The organism is Priestia sp. BR_2 (assembly GCF_041954005.1).
GTDB classification, from domain to species: domain Bacteria; phylum Bacillota; class Bacilli; order Paenibacillales; family Paenibacillaceae; genus Paenibacillus_AQ; species Paenibacillus_AQ lautus_A.
In genome coordinates this window covers 1-18207 of the sequence record NZ_JAVFHM010000275.1, presented here as the reverse complement: position 1 = coordinate 18207, position 18207 = coordinate 1, and the positions used below count along the sequence as shown (strand labels likewise).

Genomic DNA, 18207 nt, shown 5'->3' with positions numbered 1-18207 from the left:
ACCTGTAGGCACAATGATAAGGAGGTACGATGATGGCAACGAATTCACAGCCCAGAATACAGCTCATCGATAGCTTGAGGGGATTTGCACTATTAGGCATCTTTTTGGTGAACATTACGTTTTTTACGACATCGCTGCAAACCATTTCGTTCGGGGTCGAATTATGGTCGGGCTGGTACAATGAAGTCCTGATGATGCTGCGCGGGATTGTCATTGACGGCAAATTCATTTTGATTTTTTCCTTCCTGTTCGGCTACGGCATGGTGCTGTTACGGGAAAGCAGTCAGGCCAAAGGCCGCAGTTTTAACCGCAACTATGCCCGAAGATTAACGGCTCTGCTTCTGATCGGCCTGATCCACGGAATCTTGATATGGTACGGGGACGTTCTAACGCACTACGCGCTTATGGGATTCCTCCTGATGCTGTTTCAGCGCTGCAAGCCGAAAACGCTGCTGATCTGGTCGGTATCCCTGCTGCTGCTCGTTCCCGTTCTGCTAACGGGGGCAAGCCTGCTGAACCCGGCATCCGGCCAGGTATTCGAGCCGTTTAGCCCGACGGATGCACAACAGATGGGGATCTATTTCCAGGAGCGGGATGCCGCTATTTACGGGGAAGGGTCGATGGCCCAGATCATGGCTCAGCGGCTGAACGATTATATCAGCTCGATATTCAACATGGTGATTTTTTACCCGCAAATTTTAGGCATGTTCCTGATGGGCGCCTACTTCTGCAAGCGCCGGATATTGCACGAGGTCCCGAAGCACCGGCAAGGGATTATCCGATTGGCCCTTCTGGGCGGAATCGCGGGTCTTGCGCTTCAGCTCGTGATGACGCAAGCGGATGGACTTCCGTCCTGGGTCGAGGCGCCAGCCTTGTTCGTGGGGGCACCGCTCTTGGCGCTGGCTTACATCGGAGTGTTTGCACTTTTATACCAGAATAATTCCTGGAAAAAGGTGCTTCAGTGGTTTTCCTATCCCGGCAAAATGGCCTTCACCAACTATTTGCTTCAATCGATCCTGTGCGGATTGATTTTTTACAGCTATGGTCTGGGGTGGTACGGAACCATAGAACCGGTCTGGCAGATGCTGATGGCCGTGATCATTTTTATTGTGCAAGCAGCCTGCAGCAAAGTCTGGTTCAAACGGCTCCCGATCGGCCCGTTCGAATATGTTTGGCGCCTGTTTACGTATTGGGGAAATCCCGTGAAACAAAGAGAAAGGGTGCATGTTCGTTCCTGAAGAATCAGGCCGCCCATTTAAATCATCGCTGCATCAAAGCACCCAAGCTTTAAATAAAACTCTTGCAATTTCAATCCGGGGTGTAATACAATGCTTCTTAATTAACCAACACGATATGTTATAACAAGCGATGATGGAAAGAGTAAGCGAAAGAACGTTCCTGACAGGAAAGGGCAGCCACCGACTGAGAGCGCCCAGGTGAAGGTTCTCCGCCGAAGTTCATTCCGGAGCTGGTATTCTGATCGTTTGCATGTTTCGTGCAAGCCTTAGGTTTACCCGCAACCCTTGCGTTAAGAGGTTCAAGTGAGATGTGCTTGCTATATTTTTCGCATATCTAATAAGGGTGGTACCACGACTCCTCGTCCCTTTCCGGGCGGGGGGTCTTTTTGTTTATATATACCAGAAAAAAATGCGAGGGAGAGATTCTAGATGAGTCAAGGACGTTTGGAGCAATTGAGATCGGAGCTTGATACCGTCAATCTTCAGCTGTTGGAGCTGCTGTCGGAGCGGGCGCGGATCGCCAAGGAAATCGGTCAGGAGAAAGTGAAGCAGGGAGTGCCAGATTTCGATCCGGTACGCGAGAAGAAAATGCTGGACACCTTGGTGGAACATAACCAAGGCCCTTTCGATAATGAGACGGTGCGTCATTTGTTTAAACAGATTTTTCAGGCATCCTTAAAGCTGCAGCAGGTCGATCATAAGAAGCATCTGCTGGTGAGCCGGAAGAAGAAGCAGGAGGATACGCTGATTCAGCTGGGCAGCACGGTGATCGGCGGCGGCACGCCGGTGATGATTGCAGGACCTTGTTCGGTTGAGAGTTATGAGCAGGTGCGCCAGGTTGCGGCAGCCCTCAAGGAAGCCGGCATTACCGTCATGCGCGGAGGAGCGTTCAAGCCGAGAACATCGCCTTACGATTTTCAGGGCTTGGGCGTGGAAGGCCTGAAAATTCTGAAGGAAGTGGCGTCCGAGTTCGGGCTGAAGACGATCAGCGAAATCGTGGATCCTGCCCATATCGAGCTTGCTTGCGAATACATTGACGTCATTCAGATCGGCGCGCGGAACATGCAGAACTTCGAGCTGTTGAAAGCGGCGGGGGATGTCCAAACGCCGGTGCTGCTGAAACGCGGGCTTGCGGCTACGATCGATGAGTTCGTGCACGCTGCGGAATACATCGTGTCCCGCGGCAATACCCAGGTGATGCTGATTGAACGCGGCATTCGGACGTACGAGAAGGCAACGAGAAACACCTTGGACATCTCGGCGGTGCCGATCCTGAAACAAGAAACGCATCTGCCGGTGCTGGTGGACGTGACGCATTCCACGGGCCGCAAAGACATTCTGGCCCCATGTGCCAGAGCGGCGCTGGCTGCGGGTGCAGACGGCGTGATGGTCGAGGTTCATCCCGATCCGGCCACGGCGTTGTCCGATGCGGCCCAGCAGCTGAATATTCCGGAGTTCCATGATTTCCTGGCTAACGTAAGGAAGTCTGGATTGTTGTAAGAAGCGTCGTTTTTAACTTCTGGAAAATGAAGGGTTGACAAATCGCCGTTCATTCCCTAAGATAGTTATCAAAATTCATATCGAAATGTTTTGATTAGAAATAGTAAAAGCGAAATGACTTTTCAGAGAGCCGTTGGCAGGTGCGAAACGGTAACGTCGTTCCCTTTGAACTCGTCTATGAACAGCTGCCTGAACATGTAGGGTTAGCCGGAGTTCCACCGTTACAGGGATAGATGGTGATGGCCATCGAAGAAGATCATTTTGCATAAAATGAATTAGAGTGGTACCGCGGGTTCAACCCCGCCTCTATACGTAGAGGCGGGGTTTTTTGTTGGTTAAATTCCGGGTTTAACCAACCCTGCTTGATATAGATAAACCAAGATCAGCGACCAAGGAGGAATTCCGAATGGAACGAAATATTATCGTATTGGACACAACCTTGCGCGACGGAGAACAGGTTCCCGGCGCCAAATTGAACGTACAGCAAAAAATCGAGTTTGCGCAGCAGCTGAAGCGGTTGAACGTCGATATTATCGAGGCGGGCTTTCCCGCGTCTTCGGCAGGAGACTTTCAGGCGGTTCAGGAAATCGCCCGCACCGTGGGCGACAGCGTATCGATCACTGCGCTTGCGCGCGCGGTGAAGGGCGATATCGATGCCGTATATGAAAGCATTAAGCTTGCGCAAAACCCGCTGATTCATATCGTGCTCGGTACCTCGAACATCCATGTGGAGAAGAAATTCAACCGCTCCAAGGATGCCGTGCTTCAGATGGGCGTAGATGCCGTGAAGTATGCCAAAACGCTGCTGCCTCAAGTTCAGTATTCGACGGAGGACGCATCCAGGTCCGATTTTGAATATCTGTGGAAAACGATCGAGGCCGTGGTAAAGGCCGGGGCAACGATGATCAACGTGCCGGACACGGTCGGTTATGCCGTGCCGGACGAATTCGGCGAATTGATCCGCAAAATCAACGAACGCTTGAAAAACCTTAACGATCAGGTGATCCTCAGCGTTCACTGTCATAACGACCTGGGGCTTGCTACGGCGAACACGCTCAGCGCCGTACGGAACGGCGCCGAGAAAGTGGAATGCACCATCAATGGTTTAGGGGAGCGCGCAGGCAATACTTCGCTGGAAGAAGTGGTCATGGGACTGAAGGTCCGGGAGAATCATTTCAAAGCTTCCACCAATATCCGGCTCAAGGAGCTGATCCGAACCTCCAGGCTGCTGACGCATTTGACGGGCCTGGATGTGCAGGTGAACAAAGCGATAACGGGCGAGAACGCATTCGCGCACTCTTCCGGTATTCATCAGGACGGTCTGCTGAAGGATAAGCAGGTCTATGAAATTATGTCGCCGGAGGAAGTCGGCGCCGACAGCATGGAGCTGATCCTGACGGCGCGTTCGGGAAGGCATGCGTTCAAGAACGCGGTGGAGAAGCTGGGCTTCGAGACGGGCGAAGGCGAAGATTTTGAAGCGCTGTTTGAGAAATTCCTGCTGCTGGCCGATGCCAAGAAGGAAGTATATGACCATGACGTCTTTTATCTGGTGACCCAGCACCGCACCCATGAAGAAGTCAGCAGCCATCTGTACGAGCTGGACTCCTTCCAGGTCGTCACCAATGATCTGTATCCGACGGCAACCGTGAAGCTGAAGAAAGGCAGCGAGACATTCAGGGACAGTATGGTGGGGGATGGTCCGATCGATGCGCTGTACAGTGCCATTAAAGCGTTGGTCGGTTTGGACGTGCAGCTGAAGGATTACAAAATCAACAGTCTGTCGAGGGGAAAAGAAGCCATCGGCCGGGTAAACATTCGTATCGAATACCAGGGCAAAATCTATTCCGGACGCGCGATGGATACGGATATTATCAAGGCCAGCGCGCTGGCATTTCTTAACGGAATCAACGCGGTATTGCTTGATGCCGGCCACGATTCGCAGGCTCAGGCGCAAGCGCCGGTGAGTGCACGATAATAATGCCGATGAAACGGTTTGGGCAGCGGCAGGACATCCGAAAGCCGTGTTTGCCTGTACGCCCCATGAGTTGGCTGCGTTCACCGAAGGGCAAGTAATAACAGTAAGTAATATAAATGAAAGAACCGACTTCGCGTAGCCCCGGAGTCGGTTTTTTTGTGCGTTGCGTAAAGTAGCGTTGATGACAGCGTTCCGATCCGAGCATATAACGGGCCAGCATAGGAAAACACAGGCGAGCTGAAAAAAGTACATGTCAACCGACGGGATTTGAATGATATTATGAAAGCGTTTTATAACCTAGGGTGATACTCTTCGGGGGGAGCGGGCTATCCGGCTTCATCCAAAGCCGGAGAGACTCGAAATCCGGACAGTCATGTAGAAGCAACTGGATAGGCAATCTGCAAGAATAGGGAAGGAAGCGATGTGGATGAGAAGAAAATGGAGTTTTATTGTGATGAGTGCGCTAATCGCCTTAACGGCAGTCGGCTGTAACGGTGCCAAGGAAGCGGATGGAGGGAAAGCCGGTTCGTCCGGGGCCGCGGTTGATGGCAGGCTGTCCTTTACGATGTCCATGGCAACCAGCGGGAACAAACACGCCGAGCGTTCGAAGGATGTGAACGAAGAGAGATGGGTGAAGGAGCTTGAGAAGCGGACCAATACGGACATTCATCTGACGATGCTTCCGCTGAAGGATTTCGATAGCAAAATGACGCTGATGTTCGCTTCCAACGATATTCCTGACGTTGTCCAGAACGTGGGAGGGGCCACGAGCAAGGGGATGTCCGGCTCCGTAGAGGCCGGCGTATTCATGCCGCTTGACGATTTGCTGAAGGAGCATGCGCCGAACTTGATGAAGAGCGTGCCGAAGGAAGCGTGGCAGGAGACCAGCTATGACGGCAAAATATACGGAATCCCGGCCTGGCTGTCCAATCCGTCCCGGCGGGCGTTGTTCATCCGTACCGATCTGCTGGAGAAAACCGGCCTTCCGGCGCCCAAGACGGTGGACGAGTTTCTGGACGTGATGCGTGCGATGAAGAAGGAAGGCGTGGAATTCCCGTATCAGATGCGGGAGAATTTTAAATATGCGGATACGATATTAGGCGCTTTTGATGTGCTGCCGTCCCAGTTTGAGCTGCAGAACGGGGAGGTCGTACCCAAGTTCTTCGACGTGGAGAATATGACGAAGGCGCTGGAGACCTATAAGACCATGTACGACGAAGGCTTGATTCCGAAAGATTTTGCAACCTTGACATCCAGTGACTACGGCAAAAACAACGAGAGCGGCAAATCGGGCATGTGGTCGGCCAACGCGCAGCTTCTCGCGGAATACCGAGGCAAGCTGAAGAACGCCGTGCCGGAGGCTAAACTGGACATCATTCCTGCGCCGAAAGGACCCGAGAACGTCGGAGGCCATCTGCTATACTCCAGCATTAATACGTCTTACTACATTAACAGCAAGGTGTCGGAGGAAAAGGCGATCGGCATCATCAAGTTTTTCGATTGGATGCTGACGCCGGAGGCGGAAACGTACTTCTCGTTCGGAATTGAAGGCGAAACCTATACGAATGAGAATGGAACGGTAAAGTTCACGGCGCCGACTACGCCGGAGGCCATGGATGAGGACCGCTTCCGCGCCATGTTCTGGTTTGTGCACGATATGGTTTATAACAAGGCAAGAGAAGAGCTGACGGAAGACGGGCGGGACATGATCAAGTATATGGATACCGTGGTCTTCAAGGAAGGGCTCGGATCGATACGCTTCTCGCCTGCACTGGACGCGTATGCCAAATATCCGGATGCTGCCCCGCAGGGCGATGACGTGGGCCCGAAGCTGGTTCTTGATCATATGATCAAAATGATCTATGGCAGGGAACCGATCTCGGACTGGCCGAACGTAATCGAGGAATATAAGAAAAAAGGCGGCCTTGAAATCATCAAGGAAGCGACCGACCGTTACAACGAAGGGAAGGGCGTCGTCGTTTCGGAAAATCGAAAGTAGGCGATTTTTGAAGCGAAGGAGATGTTGGCATGAGCCTGCATGATAACGGCGGCAAACAAGCCGTGTTTTTTGAGCGAATGATGGGACTGCCGGTCTTTGATACCCATACCCACCTTGTCGGCGATCGGCTTGGCGCAAGGGATTTCTGGGAAATCGCGCACTACTTCTGGTTCTATCGGGAGCTCCAAGCCGGAGGCTATCCGGATGGAGCGGAGAAGCTGCCTGAGGAGGAACGCATAGCTGTATTTCTGAATGCCTACCGCTCGACGAGAAGCACGCTGATGAACTGGACATTCACTTCCATTATGCGCGAGTTATACGGGATCGGGATCAAGGATGAAGATTCGATCAGGGAAGCCATAACCGCAGTGCGGCATTCGGCCGCCGAAGAGGGATGGGCACAGCAAACGGCAGACCGGATGAATATCCGCCGGTTTGTCGTGAACCATCCGGAGCACGCTGCATTTCAAGGCATGCGGGATCCTGCGGTATGGATTCCCCGGATTGACGGAGCGATGGGCCGATGGGTCGATCAGATCGTGCAATCCGACGAACCGGCCTGGACGTTTCACGCGGTACGGGACGAGATAAACCGGCAGCTTGACGGTTATAAAGATGCGGGCTGCCCGGGCATTATGACCACGCTGCCGCGGTATGAATCGAGCGCGAACCTCCGCCGGGAGATCGGCTCGGCAAGCGGGCGTGACGACATCTTGATGGAGCTGCTGCACTTTATCTGTGCGGCAGCCGATCGAAACGGCTTGCTAGTCCAGCTGTTTCTGGGCGTCGAGAGGTCATGGTGCGGCACGGCGTTCCCTGCGAACGATACGGAGCGGATCCTGAAGCTCGCCGCTTTATTCGAGACATACCGTTGTCCTTTTGAGCTTGTGCTTGCGTCGGAGCTGAACAATCTGGATGCGGTGCAGGCTGCCTGGAATTTTCCGAACGTTCATGTCGGGGGGATGTGGTGGTTCAACTTCCGGGCAAGCACGTACCGGGACAGCATGCAGTACCGTCTGGAAGCACTCCCGGCCAGTAAAAGCTCGGTGATCGTTTCGGATGCCCGATGCATGGAATGGAGCTACGGCAAGATCCTGCTTGTGAAGAAGCTGGCTGCCGAGTTTCTGTGGGAGCGGGTCACGTCGGGCTGGATCGATGAAGAAACGGCGCTGCAGACGGCAGAAGAATGGTTCTACGCGAGTGCCGTGAAACGCTACGGCATATCCGCCGGAGGAGCTTGACGGACAACGAAAGTTTTTATGCAATAGTCGATCCTAACGGGATCGGCTTTTGCTGGTTCAACAAGAAACCGTAGGAATCAGGATTGACATATCGATAAATCTCGATATAATGATACGTATGAAACCAATCGAAGTGTTTAAAGCGTTGTCCAATGAATCAAGACTGGAAATATTGCAGTGGCTCAAGGAACCGGAACAGCATTTTACGCCCCACGAAGGGATTGATATGAGGGAAATCGGGGTATGCGTAAGCCAGGTGACCGAGAAATTGAACATGACGCAGTCCACAGCATCGCAGTATTTATCGATTCTGCATCGGGCAGGCCTGATCAAGACGGAACGCTTGGGGAAATTTACGTATTATAAGCGGGATGAAGAAGTGATCCGGGAAATCGGAGAGTATTTGAAGCAGGAGATATAGAACAGGAACTGAATGTTTCCTTAGAGTAAGGAATATTCAGTTTTGTTCCGCATTACGTATCTATATATTGCGATATGTCTTTTCATTGGTTTAACGTATCGACAATTCACGATATGTAAATACAAAATAAAGGAGTGGAATCATGACAGGTTCATGGAAAATTTATGTTTTGGCAATCGTCAGTTTTTTAGTAGGGACGTCGGAGTATATCATATCGGGGGTGTTGGATAAAATCGCGGATTCGTTAGGGATTACCATCACCGCTGCCGGCCAGCTAATCACGATTTTCTCGTTGGTATACGCAATCTTGACTCCCGTGCTTATGGCATTGACGGCTAAGGTGGAGAGACGGAAGCTGCTGGTCTATTCGTTAGGCGTGTTTGTGGTTGCCAATCTTTTGTCATTCGCTCTGCCGGGATATATCCCGTTTGTCATTGCCCGCGTACTTATGGCGATGGGCGCTGGCATGGTGGTTGTCACGGCGCTTGGAATCGCCGCCAAAATCGCGCCGCCAGGCAAGCAGGCGAGCTCGATCGCCACGGTGGTCATGGGCTTCACGGCTTCGCTCATCATAGGCGTTCCGCTCGGACGAGTCGCAGCCGCTGCTTTTGGATGGAAGTCGGTGTTCGGGTTGATTGCCGTCCTGGGGATTCTTTCGATGTTTGTCCTGTATAAGGCCATTCCCAAAACAACAGGCGATGCCCCTGTCCCGCTGCTCCAGCAGTTCGCCTTGCTCAAGAAACCCAAAGTGGCACTTGGTTTGGCGATTACGTTCTTCTGGCTGGGCGGGTATTCCGTCGCCTATACGTACCTGTCCCCATATCTTCTGAACGTGAGCGGTTTGAACGAACAATGGATCAGTTCAGCCCTGTTTGCCTTCGGCATTGCCAGTCTCATCGGCTCCAAGTTCGGAGGGTTCAGCACGGACAGATGGGGAGTACCGCTTACCTTAATCGGCGGCATGCTTCTGCATATTATTGCTTTAATCGTCCTGACTTTTACCGATGCGGGCGCATCCGTCATGCTCGTGTTTGCCGTACTCGTGATTTGGTCGCTGGCCGCTTGGTCATCCGGGCCCACGCAGCAGTATAATCTCGTCCAGCTGGAGCCGAATTCCTCGGGGGTCATGCTTGGCCTGAACCAGTCCATGATGCAGCTGTCCATGGCGGCAGGCGCGGGTATCGGAGGGATCGCGATCGAACGAATTTCGTTGTCGTCCATCGCCTGGATCGGCGCTGCGGGCGTTGCGATAGCCGCGGTTGTGTCGCTTGTACTGTTTCAATCCAATAAGCAGGAGAGCACGGATCACGCGGCACTCGATGCTTGAAAGCATGACCGATTGTAACAGCCTGCTGCTCCGGGACCTGCGATGCTCCGGCAGCATCGCTGCTGAGACCGGCTTTGTTACTAAAATACGATAAGGGAAGAAAGCAGTAGCTACGGCTGAGGCCGAGACTCCTCGTACAGCCAAATGGACATCCATTTGACGCCCTCCAACCGGAACGTTTATGCTATGATCAATGATAGCGGAAAATTTGGTTCCAAATTTTGCAGGAGGAGGAGATCGATTGGCTAAGCTTAAAGACATCGCCGAAAGGGTCGGCGTATCCATATCCACGGTTTCGCGGGCCATCAGCAACGATGCTAACCGTCCGGTCAATGAAGAAACCAAGCAGAAAATTCGGGAAGCGGCGCTTGAACTCGGTTATAAACTACATGAACCACCCCGAAGCGTACATGCTTACAATACGGCCGACAAACGGGTTGTCTGTGTCGTCCCCCAACATTTGATGGACGATCACCCGTATTTTTCAACGGTTCTAGCCGGTTTTCATAAAAAAATGGAGGAGCTGGGCCAGCCCCCGGCTATCGTCCGCACATGCGAAGAGGTCGGGGATGCGGACCGGATACGGCTCATGCTGAGGGAGACGGGAGCGCAGGGTATTGTAGCCATCAGCTGGTACGACAAGGAGCTGTTTGAGCTGATGCAGCAGGCCGGAGTTGCCATCATGGGCGTGAGTTTGAATGATGACCGGCTGAACGTCCCGGTAGTAGACTGTGACCGGATCCTATCGGCGAGGGCAGCCGTACGCCACCTGATCGACCAAGGGCATTCGCGGATCGCTTATATCGGAGGCCCCGCATATTCCAAGCAGATGGAAAGCGAGGAACGGTATGTCGGATACAAATTCGCTATGCTCGAGGCCAACTTGGAGGTGCGCGAGGAGTGGCAGATGAACACCGGATGGAACGTGGATCGAAGCTTCAGTAATTTGTCCGAGCTATTGGGAGGGCTTCCAAAAGGGCAATGGCCGACGGCAGTTTTTTGTGCAAGCGACATGCTTGCCATTCCAGCCATGCGGGCCGTCGTCGAGAACGGCGGCCGCATACCGGAGGATATCGCGATCGTAGGAATGGATAACATCGATGTGGCCCAGTACACAACGCCGCCGCTGTCCTCCGTATCCGTTCCCAAATACGAAATCGGCAGGGTAGCGGCCAAATCGATTGTGGATTATTTGGATGGCCATTTCCCGATGGCAACCAAGATATTGCTGCCATGCTCATTGATTGTGCGGGAATCCTCCAGATTTACCCGAAACGAGTAAAATATAACTTATCATGTTTAATTAACTGACATATGAAGAAGAGAGAAAATGATCAAACAGCCGTCGGCTTGAAAACCGGCGGCTGTTTTTTGCTGTTGCTCACCAAAAAATAAATCATTTCACGCCAAAAATATCCAAAAAAGTGTTTGACTTTGCCAAATTCCTATATTATTATGAGTGAAAATCAATGAGGTGTTTGGCGCTGGATTCTCCTTTTTTGGAGTTGGGTAATCAACGCCTGTATCATGCCATTCATATATTTGATTTCGTTTTCATTCCTTTGATATAAAGGTAATCTAGTGATACGAAATATTCCCCGTAGAGAAGTTGAAGACCCTTCGATTTGCAAGTTCAAACTCATGCAAGTATCGATAGCTATCCAAAATAAATCCAAATATAACATGATGTTGTCCAAAAATAATTCCAAATCACTAGAATAACGTCCGACTCCATCGGATTTTATTTATAAACTCAGAAGGTGTCATTATTTATGACATGGAATTCCTGGAATGCCGCATTGAATAACTGAGCCTTAATGCGGTTGTCGTTTTGTCAGATGACGATAACGGAGCAAAGGAGGGAAATCGTAAACCGAGTGCTTTGCCCGCTGGATCCATAGGAAGAGAACACGATCCCCAGAAGGAATCCGGTTGAGCAGGGGGACCATGGAATGTAATTGTTTGTTTTGTTGGCGTTTCTAGATTAACCAATACATACCGAGGTGATGCTCATTGGCAAATACGACCCTGCAGCCCGCAGCAAAAGCGGTTTCCGATACGAAGCGTAAGCGCTTCATGTGGAATCGCATCCTTCGTAATTGGCAGCTTTATGCTCTGATTTCACCGGTCATCGCCTATTACGTCCTGTTCCAGTACGTTCCGATGTACGGCATCCAGATCGCCTTTAAGGACTTTATTGCAACGCAAGGGATATGGGGCAGTCCGTGGGTCGGCTTTGAGCACTTTGACCGATTTTTCAACAGCTATTATTTCTGGCGCTTGATCAAGAACACGCTGGGCATCGGTTTATACAGCCTGGCCGTCGGTTTTCCGATCCCGATTATTCTGGCATTGCTCATGAATGAGATACGGGCCGAACGTTTCAAGAAATTCGTGCAGACCATCACCTATGCTCCTCACTTTCTTTCTACCGTGGTCGTTGTCGGGATGATGATGATCTTCCTGTCCCCCCGTTACGGCATCATCAACCATTTCATTGAAATGTTTGGAGGCCAGCCGATCAATTTCATGACGGAGCCCTCCTGGTTCAAGTCCCTGTACGTGCTGTCGGATGTATGGCAGACCATGGGCTGGAGCTCCATTATTTATTTGGCTGCCCTTGCCGGCATTGACAACCAGCTGCACGAAGCCGCGCGTGTCGATGGTGCGACCAGGCTTCAGCGCATATGGCATATTAACATCCCGGGCATCATGCCAACGATCATCATCCTCTTGATCTTGAACATGGGCAGCATTATGGGCATCGGGTTCGAGAAGGTGCTCCTCATGCAAAACAACCTGAATATGGAGAGCTCCGACATTATAGCCACCTATGTCTACCGAATGGGGATCCAGAATGCCGAGTACAGCTTCTCCGCGGCGATCGGATTGTTCAATTCCGTCATCAATTTCATTCTGCTGGTTGCGGTGAACTTTATTTCGAAGCGGGTTAGCGAAACAAGTCTTTGGTAAAGAGGGGAGCATCGAACCATGCAAATTGAATCCAGAGGGGACCGTATTTTTAATGTCATCAACTATGCGATTCTGATCCTGGTCACCGTCATCGTCATGTACCCGCTGCTTTTTGTGCTCAGCGCATCGTTTAGCGACCCGCAGGCGGTTCTCCGGGGCGAGATGCTGTTGTGGCCAAAGGGAGTCAACCTGAATTCCTACGCGAAAATATTCCAGAACCAGGATATCATCAGCGGTTTTACCAACACGCTGGTGTACACATCGCTGGGCACGTTCATCAACCTCACGATGACCATTCTTGCGGCCTATCCGCTGTCGCGGAAGGATTTTGTCGGGCGAAATGCCATCATGGCACTATTGGTTTTCACGATGTTTTTCAGCGGAGGGCTTATTCCGACGTATTTGCTGATCAAGAACCTCGGCATGCTGAACACGCTCTGGGTCATGATTATCCCGAATGCCGTATCCATCTGGAACATCATCATCATGCGCACCTTCTTTCAGCAGTCCATTCCCGGCGAGCTGCAGGAGGCCGCGACCATCGACGGCTGCTCGAACATCAAAATATTGACCCGGATCATATTGCCGCTGTCCATGCCGATTATCGCGGTGACCATTCTCTTCTATGCGGTCGGTCATTGGAATGCGTTCTTCAATGCACTGTTGTATCTATCGGACAAAGATAAATTTCCGCTGCAGCTCATCCTGCGCGAAATCCTGATTCAGGGACAAACGAACGACATGGTCAAAATGTCGACCGAATCGGCGATCAAGCAGCAAAGGGAAGTGGAGGGCATCAAGTACGCGGTATTGGTCGTGGCCAATATCCCGGTGCTGGCGCTCTATCCGTTCCTGCAGCGATATTTTGTCAAAGGCGTGATGATCGGGGCCATCAAAGGATAAATTCCTTGCATGGATAAATGGATGGAACACGATAAAGGGGAGGATTACGGATGAAGCTGAAGCAATGGGGAAGTTTTCTGTTGACCTGCATGTTGTCGGTATCGCTGGCGGCGGGCTGCAGCCCGAAGGGTTCGGGCGGAACGGACTCGGCCGATGAAGGGAAAGCCGCGATAAATGAAACGGGATTTCCGATTGTCGACGACAAGATGACGGTGACCGGCTTTGCCGGAAAGTTCTTTGCCAATGCCGACTGGAACAACATCAAGCTGTGGCAGGAATATGAGAAAATGACCAATATCAAGGTGCAGTGGGACACGGTGCATAAAGACAATTTGGCCGAAAAACGCAACCTGCTGCTTGCCGGCGGCGATTATCCGGAGATGTTCTATGCTTCCGCATTCCCGAGGGCGGATTTGCTGAAGTACGGCAAGCAGGGCGCTTTTATCCCGTTGAATGACCTGATAAATCAATACGCGCCGAATTTTAAAGCGTTGATGGAGAAATATCCGGTCATCGAGAAGGGGATTACGATGCCGGACGGCAACATTTACGGGCTGCCGACGCTGTATGACCCGGAATTCCGGTCCGTGCTGTACGGAACGCCGTGGGTGAAGACGGAGTGGTTGACCAAGCTTGGGCTTCAAGAGCCGCAGACGCTGGATGAATTCTACGATATGTTGAAGGCGTTCAAGGAGAAGGATCCGAACGGCAACGGCCAGAAGGATGAATATGCTTGGGGTGGCGTAGGAACCGCCGGCATCGTCAACTATTTGCGGGGTTCGTTCGGCCTTAATTATCACGGAACCTCGAACATTAACGTGGATACCGACCCGGCGAGCGGGAAGGTCCGGTTCATTCCGACGGATCCAAGATACAAGGAACTGCTTCAATTCGTGAACAAACTGTATAAGGACGGCCTGCTGGAGCAGGATATCATGTCCGTGAAGAGCACGGAGGTGGACGCCAAAGGCGTGGAAGGCCTTCTCGGCGTTGTCGATAACGTGGACCCGGTCGCCATCTACAACCAGGAGGGTTATGTGGGGCTTCCGGTATTGAAGGGGCCGCACGGCGATCAGATGTTCAGCGCTACAGGCTCCCCGCTGGGGAACATCGGGATGTTTGTCCTGACCGATAAAGCGAAGAATCCGGCCGCGCTGATCCGCTGGATGGATTATTTCTACAGCGACGAAGGCATCCGCATGTTCTTCATGGGCTGGAAAGACGAAACGTATAAGGAAGATGCGGCCGGCAATGTGGATTACGTGGACGAAATCAAGAACAATCCGGAGGGTCTCAACCTGGACCAAGCGGTCGGGCAGTATCTGATATGGCCCGGCGGATATTATCCGGGCTTCGTGACGCAGAAATATTTCAAGGGAGCGGAAGGCCTGCCGACGTCCGTAGAAAACGCAAAGAAAGCCGAGCCGTACGTCATCCCTCAAGACAAGGTCTGGCCGCCGTTTAACTTTACGGCCGATGAGCAGTCCGAGCTTACCGGAATCCAGACCGACATTCACACGTACGTGGACGAGATGCGGGACAAATTCATAGCCGGCAACGAGTCTTTTGATAACTGGGACCAGTATGTCGCTAACCTGCAAAAGATGGGGTCGGAGCGCTATCTGTCCATTTATCAATCCGCGGCCGACCGATATACCGAATAAGACAATTACCAGAACATTAAAGGAGCGACATGAGATGACACAATTGAAAGCCATATTGATCGGGGCAGGCGCGCGCGGCGCCGGGGGGTATGCCCCCTATGCCCTGGACTACCCGCATGAACTGGCCTTCGTGGCCGTAGCCGAGGCCGATCCGGCGCGGCGCACCCGATTTGCCGAGGAGCATGGCATCCCGCCGGAGCGGTGTTACGAAACCTGGGAACCGCTGCTGGCCGAGGCCCGGCTTGCCGATATCGCCGTCATTTGTACGCAGGACCGTATGCACTATGGCCCAACCATGCAGGCCTTGGAGAAACAGTATCACGTGCTTTTGGAGAAGCCGATGTCCCCGGAACCGAAGGAATGCCTGGAGATGGAGCAGGCCGCCATCCGTAACAACAGGCTTTTGACCATATGCCATGTGCTGAGGTATACCCCCTTTTGGAGTGCCATTAAACGCGTGCTTCAGGAAGGGACCATCGGCGAGGTGGCTTCGATCCAGTTGAACGAGAACGTGGGATATTGGCATATGGCGCACAGCTTTGTGCGGGGGAATTGGAATAACTCCGACAAGGCAAGCCCGATGATTCTGGCCAAATCGTGCCATGACATGGATGTGCTGTCTTGGTTGATGGACCGTCCCTGCACGCAGGTCACTTCGTTTGGCTCGCTGATGCATTTTCGTGAGGACCAGGCGCCCGAAGGCTCGGGGGACCGATGCCTGGATTGCAAAGTGGAACCCGTCTGTCCCTATTCCGCTCCCCGGTTTTACTTGAGCGATGAGTACAAGGGCTGGGCAAGGCATTTTACCCAGGAGCTGACCAAGCCGAACATTATTCAGGGGCTTCGCGAGACGGACTATGGCCGCTGCGTATATCGGAGCGATAACAACGTCGTTGATCATCAGGTCGTCAATATGGAGTTTGAGGGCGGGGCCACCGCGATGTTCAGCATGTGCGGATTTACGCATGAACAGGAGCGCAGAATCCAAATTATGGGTACCCGCGGCGAGCTTCGGGGAGAGGAAGGCAAGATCACGGTATACGATTTCCTGACCGGTCAGAAGACGGAGATTACGATTCCTTCGCAATCCAGCGGACATGGCGGGGGCGACAGCGGGATCGTGGCCAGCTTCCTGAGAGAGGTTCGGAGCTATAATGGACAGGAGAGCCTGACGTCGGCAAGCGCCTCCGTGCGGAGCCATCTTATCGCGTTCGCAGCGGAGAAATCGAGGCTGAATCAAGGCCGGTCCATCAATCTGAACGAATATGCGCGGGAATTGATGGCTGAAGAAAACGCGGTAAAATAAACGGAAGTATATTTAAATTTCATCATATGAAAAATTCACAATAGTTTTAAAAGAAGAAGCGGGCTGATCCTGGGGACAGCCTGCTTCTTCTTTTTATTTGACCTGGTCAATGGACAGGCTGACTTTATAATTCCCGTACTTCAGAAGCTCTTCCAGAAAATCGTTCAAATCCTTGGGCGAACCCGCCCGTACCCTGAGCCAATAACAGCCCTCACCGCTGACGCGGTGGGTTTCGGCGACCATGTCGTGCGACTGAATAAAGGACAGGAAAGGAGAGTGAGCCGTATGTAAGGCCAAGAACACGGTGACAAAAGCGTGTACGGTCAGACCGATTTTGTCCGGATTCCAACGAAGCGTAAAGCCTTCAATGACACCCAGATCCTGCAGCTTGCGAACGCGGGCCCCGACGGCTTGTCCCGTCAAATGCACCCGCTGTCCGATCGCTTTGTGAGACAGGCTTGCATCCTCGAGCAGGTGCTGCAATATGCGAAGATCGACTTCGTCGAATTCATGAGCGCTTGGCATGCGAATGTTCCTTTCACGATGAAAGTGAGTTCCCCTAATTCCTTTCACGAAGCCGTAGGCAGGAATTATAGCGATCTCTATAATGGGTTTAAGAACCATATTAATTGAAACAAAGGGGAAATGAAAGTGAAACTTCAGCTTATACGTAATGCTACGTTAAGAATACAGTACGCCCATCTTGAACTGCTGGTCGATCCGATGTTTAGCGATGCCAAGGCGAACCCGCCCGTCTTCAACTCCGCGAATGACAGACGGAATCCGCTTGTCCCGCTGCCGTTCTCCATGGCTGACAAGCTCCGTCCGAACGCGGTGCTGGTCACGCACCTGCACCCGGATCACTGGGATCAAGACGCGATCGACGCACTGCCGAAGTCAACGCCGATCCTGTGCCAACCGGGAGATGAGGATACCTTATCTTCACAGGGTTTTGCGTCCGTGACGGCAGTATCGGAATCCTTGGAATATGAAGGAATCTCGATCATCCGAACCGGCGGCCGGCATGGAACCGGTGAGATCGGCCAGATGATGGGGCAGGTATCCGGCTTTATTCTGAAAGCAGAAGGACACCCGACGCTTTATATAGCGGGCGATACCATCTGGTGCGATGAAGTGAAAGAAGCGCTCGATGCACATAAGCCCGATATGACGGTTGTCAATGCCGGCGGCGCCCGGTTTCTCGCGGGGGACCCGATCATCATGGATGAGGACGATGTGGTCGAACTGCTGCGGTATGCTCCATATACGAAGGCCGTTGCGGTCCATATGGAAGCCATCAACCACTGCCTAGTGACAAGAGAAGCGCTGTCCGGTCGTCTGGCAGCTGAAGGCCTTGGCTCGCGAATCGAAATTCCGCAGGATGGCCAATGGGTCGAGTGGAAAGCGTAAAACCGCAACACGTTGCCGTTTGCTATAGCAGCGGGAAAAGCTTGCTGCCATCCGATGGCTTCAGCAGCAGTGAGACCGTCTGAATATGATATAATCTATGCAGGAAGCTCGGGACTGACCCCATAACGTGAGACAGATTAAAAACACCTTCAAGAGAATGCAACCATGTCGTAAGATATGGGGACAACTATGGAGGTGTTTTTGCGTTGGCAACGAGAGTCAGCTATCCAGTAGAAGTGAAAAAGAAAGC

14 protein-coding genes and 1 other annotated feature are annotated in these 18207 nt (G+C 52.3%); of the genes, 13 read left to right on the top strand and 1 reads right to left on the bottom strand.

Annotated features, from left to right (window positions below):
* Positions 1-32: 32 nt before the first annotated feature.
* The 12 genes from RB298_RS20800 to RB298_RS20745 all read left to right on the top strand — a co-directional run bounded on the left by RB298_RS20800 (position 33) and on the right by RB298_RS20745 (position 16547).
* A complete protein-coding gene (locus RB298_RS20800) occupies positions 33-1238 on the top strand; it encodes a DUF418 domain-containing protein (RefSeq protein WP_486048353.1) in 1206 nt (401 codons plus the stop codon).
* A gap of 429 nt (positions 1239-1667) precedes the next feature.
* Complete coding sequence (locus RB298_RS20795) at positions 1668-2738, top strand: bifunctional 3-deoxy-7-phosphoheptulonate synthase/chorismate mutase (RefSeq protein ID WP_096776156.1); 1071 nt, start codon at positions 1668-1670, stop codon at positions 2736-2738.
* Between the two features lie 81 nt (positions 2739-2819).
* Positions 2820-3049 (top strand) — a binding site (T-box leader).
* A 95-nt stretch (positions 3050-3144) separates the two neighbouring features.
* Positions 3145-4713: a 2-isopropylmalate synthase gene (locus tag RB298_RS20790; protein WP_192570950.1), complete on the top strand. Its 1569-nt coding sequence runs from the start codon at positions 3145-3147 to the stop codon at positions 4711-4713.
* Between the two features lie 427 nt (positions 4714-5140).
* Positions 5141-6712, top strand: coding sequence for an extracellular solute-binding protein (locus RB298_RS20785; protein WP_096776154.1), 1572 nt, complete (start codon positions 5141-5143; stop codon positions 6710-6712).
* 29 nt (positions 6713-6741) lie between these two features.
* On the top strand, positions 6742-7953 hold the full coding sequence (locus tag RB298_RS20780; RefSeq protein ID WP_486048351.1) for a glucuronate isomerase: 1212 nt from the start codon (positions 6742-6744) through the stop codon (positions 7951-7953).
* A 118-nt stretch (positions 7954-8071) separates the two neighbouring features.
* Positions 8072-8374 (top strand): ArsR/SmtB family transcription factor, encoded by a 303-nt coding sequence (locus RB298_RS20775; protein WP_009591021.1) that lies wholly within the window; start codon positions 8072-8074, stop codon positions 8372-8374.
* Positions 8375-8516: 142 nt separating this feature from the next.
* On the top strand, positions 8517-9701 hold the full coding sequence (locus tag RB298_RS20770) for an MFS transporter (RefSeq protein ID WP_486048349.1): 1185 nt from the start codon (positions 8517-8519) through the stop codon (positions 9699-9701).
* Positions 9702-9942: 241 nt separating this feature from the next.
* Positions 9943-10983, top strand: coding sequence for a LacI family DNA-binding transcriptional regulator (locus tag RB298_RS20765; protein ID WP_486048347.1), 1041 nt, complete (start codon positions 9943-9945; stop codon positions 10981-10983).
* Between the two features lie 731 nt (positions 10984-11714).
* A complete protein-coding gene (locus tag RB298_RS20760) occupies positions 11715-12674 on the top strand; it encodes an ABC transporter permease (protein WP_192570954.1) in 960 nt (319 codons plus the stop codon).
* Between the two features lie 18 nt (positions 12675-12692).
* Positions 12693-13577 carry a carbohydrate ABC transporter permease gene (locus tag RB298_RS20755; protein WP_009590996.1) on the top strand — a complete coding sequence of 295 codons (885 nt, stop codon included), beginning with the start codon at positions 12693-12695 and terminating at the stop codon, positions 13575-13577.
* 50 nt (positions 13578-13627) lie between these two features.
* On the top strand, positions 13628-15241 hold the full coding sequence (locus RB298_RS20750; protein WP_090909321.1) for an extracellular solute-binding protein: 1614 nt from the start codon (positions 13628-13630) through the stop codon (positions 15239-15241).
* Positions 15242-15275: 34 nt separating this feature from the next.
* Positions 15276-16547 (top strand): Gfo/Idh/MocA family protein, encoded by a 1272-nt coding sequence (locus RB298_RS20745; protein WP_192570955.1) that lies wholly within the window; start codon positions 15276-15278, stop codon positions 16545-16547.
* Between the two features lie 93 nt (positions 16548-16640).
* Here the strand turns inward: RB298_RS20745 and RB298_RS20740 are convergent, their stop codons facing one another.
* Entirely contained in the window at positions 16641-17072 is a 432-nt protein-coding gene (locus RB298_RS20740) for an Lrp/AsnC family transcriptional regulator (protein ID WP_036660077.1), read from the bottom strand.
* Positions 17073-17198: 126 nt separating this feature from the next.
* Here RB298_RS20740 and RB298_RS20735 point away from each other — a divergent pair, with 126 nt between their 5' ends.
* Positions 17199-17957, top strand: a complete 759-nt coding sequence (locus tag RB298_RS20735; protein WP_486048344.1) for an MBL fold metallo-hydrolase — start codon at positions 17199-17201, stop codon at positions 17955-17957.
* Positions 17958-18207 lie beyond the last annotated feature (250 nt).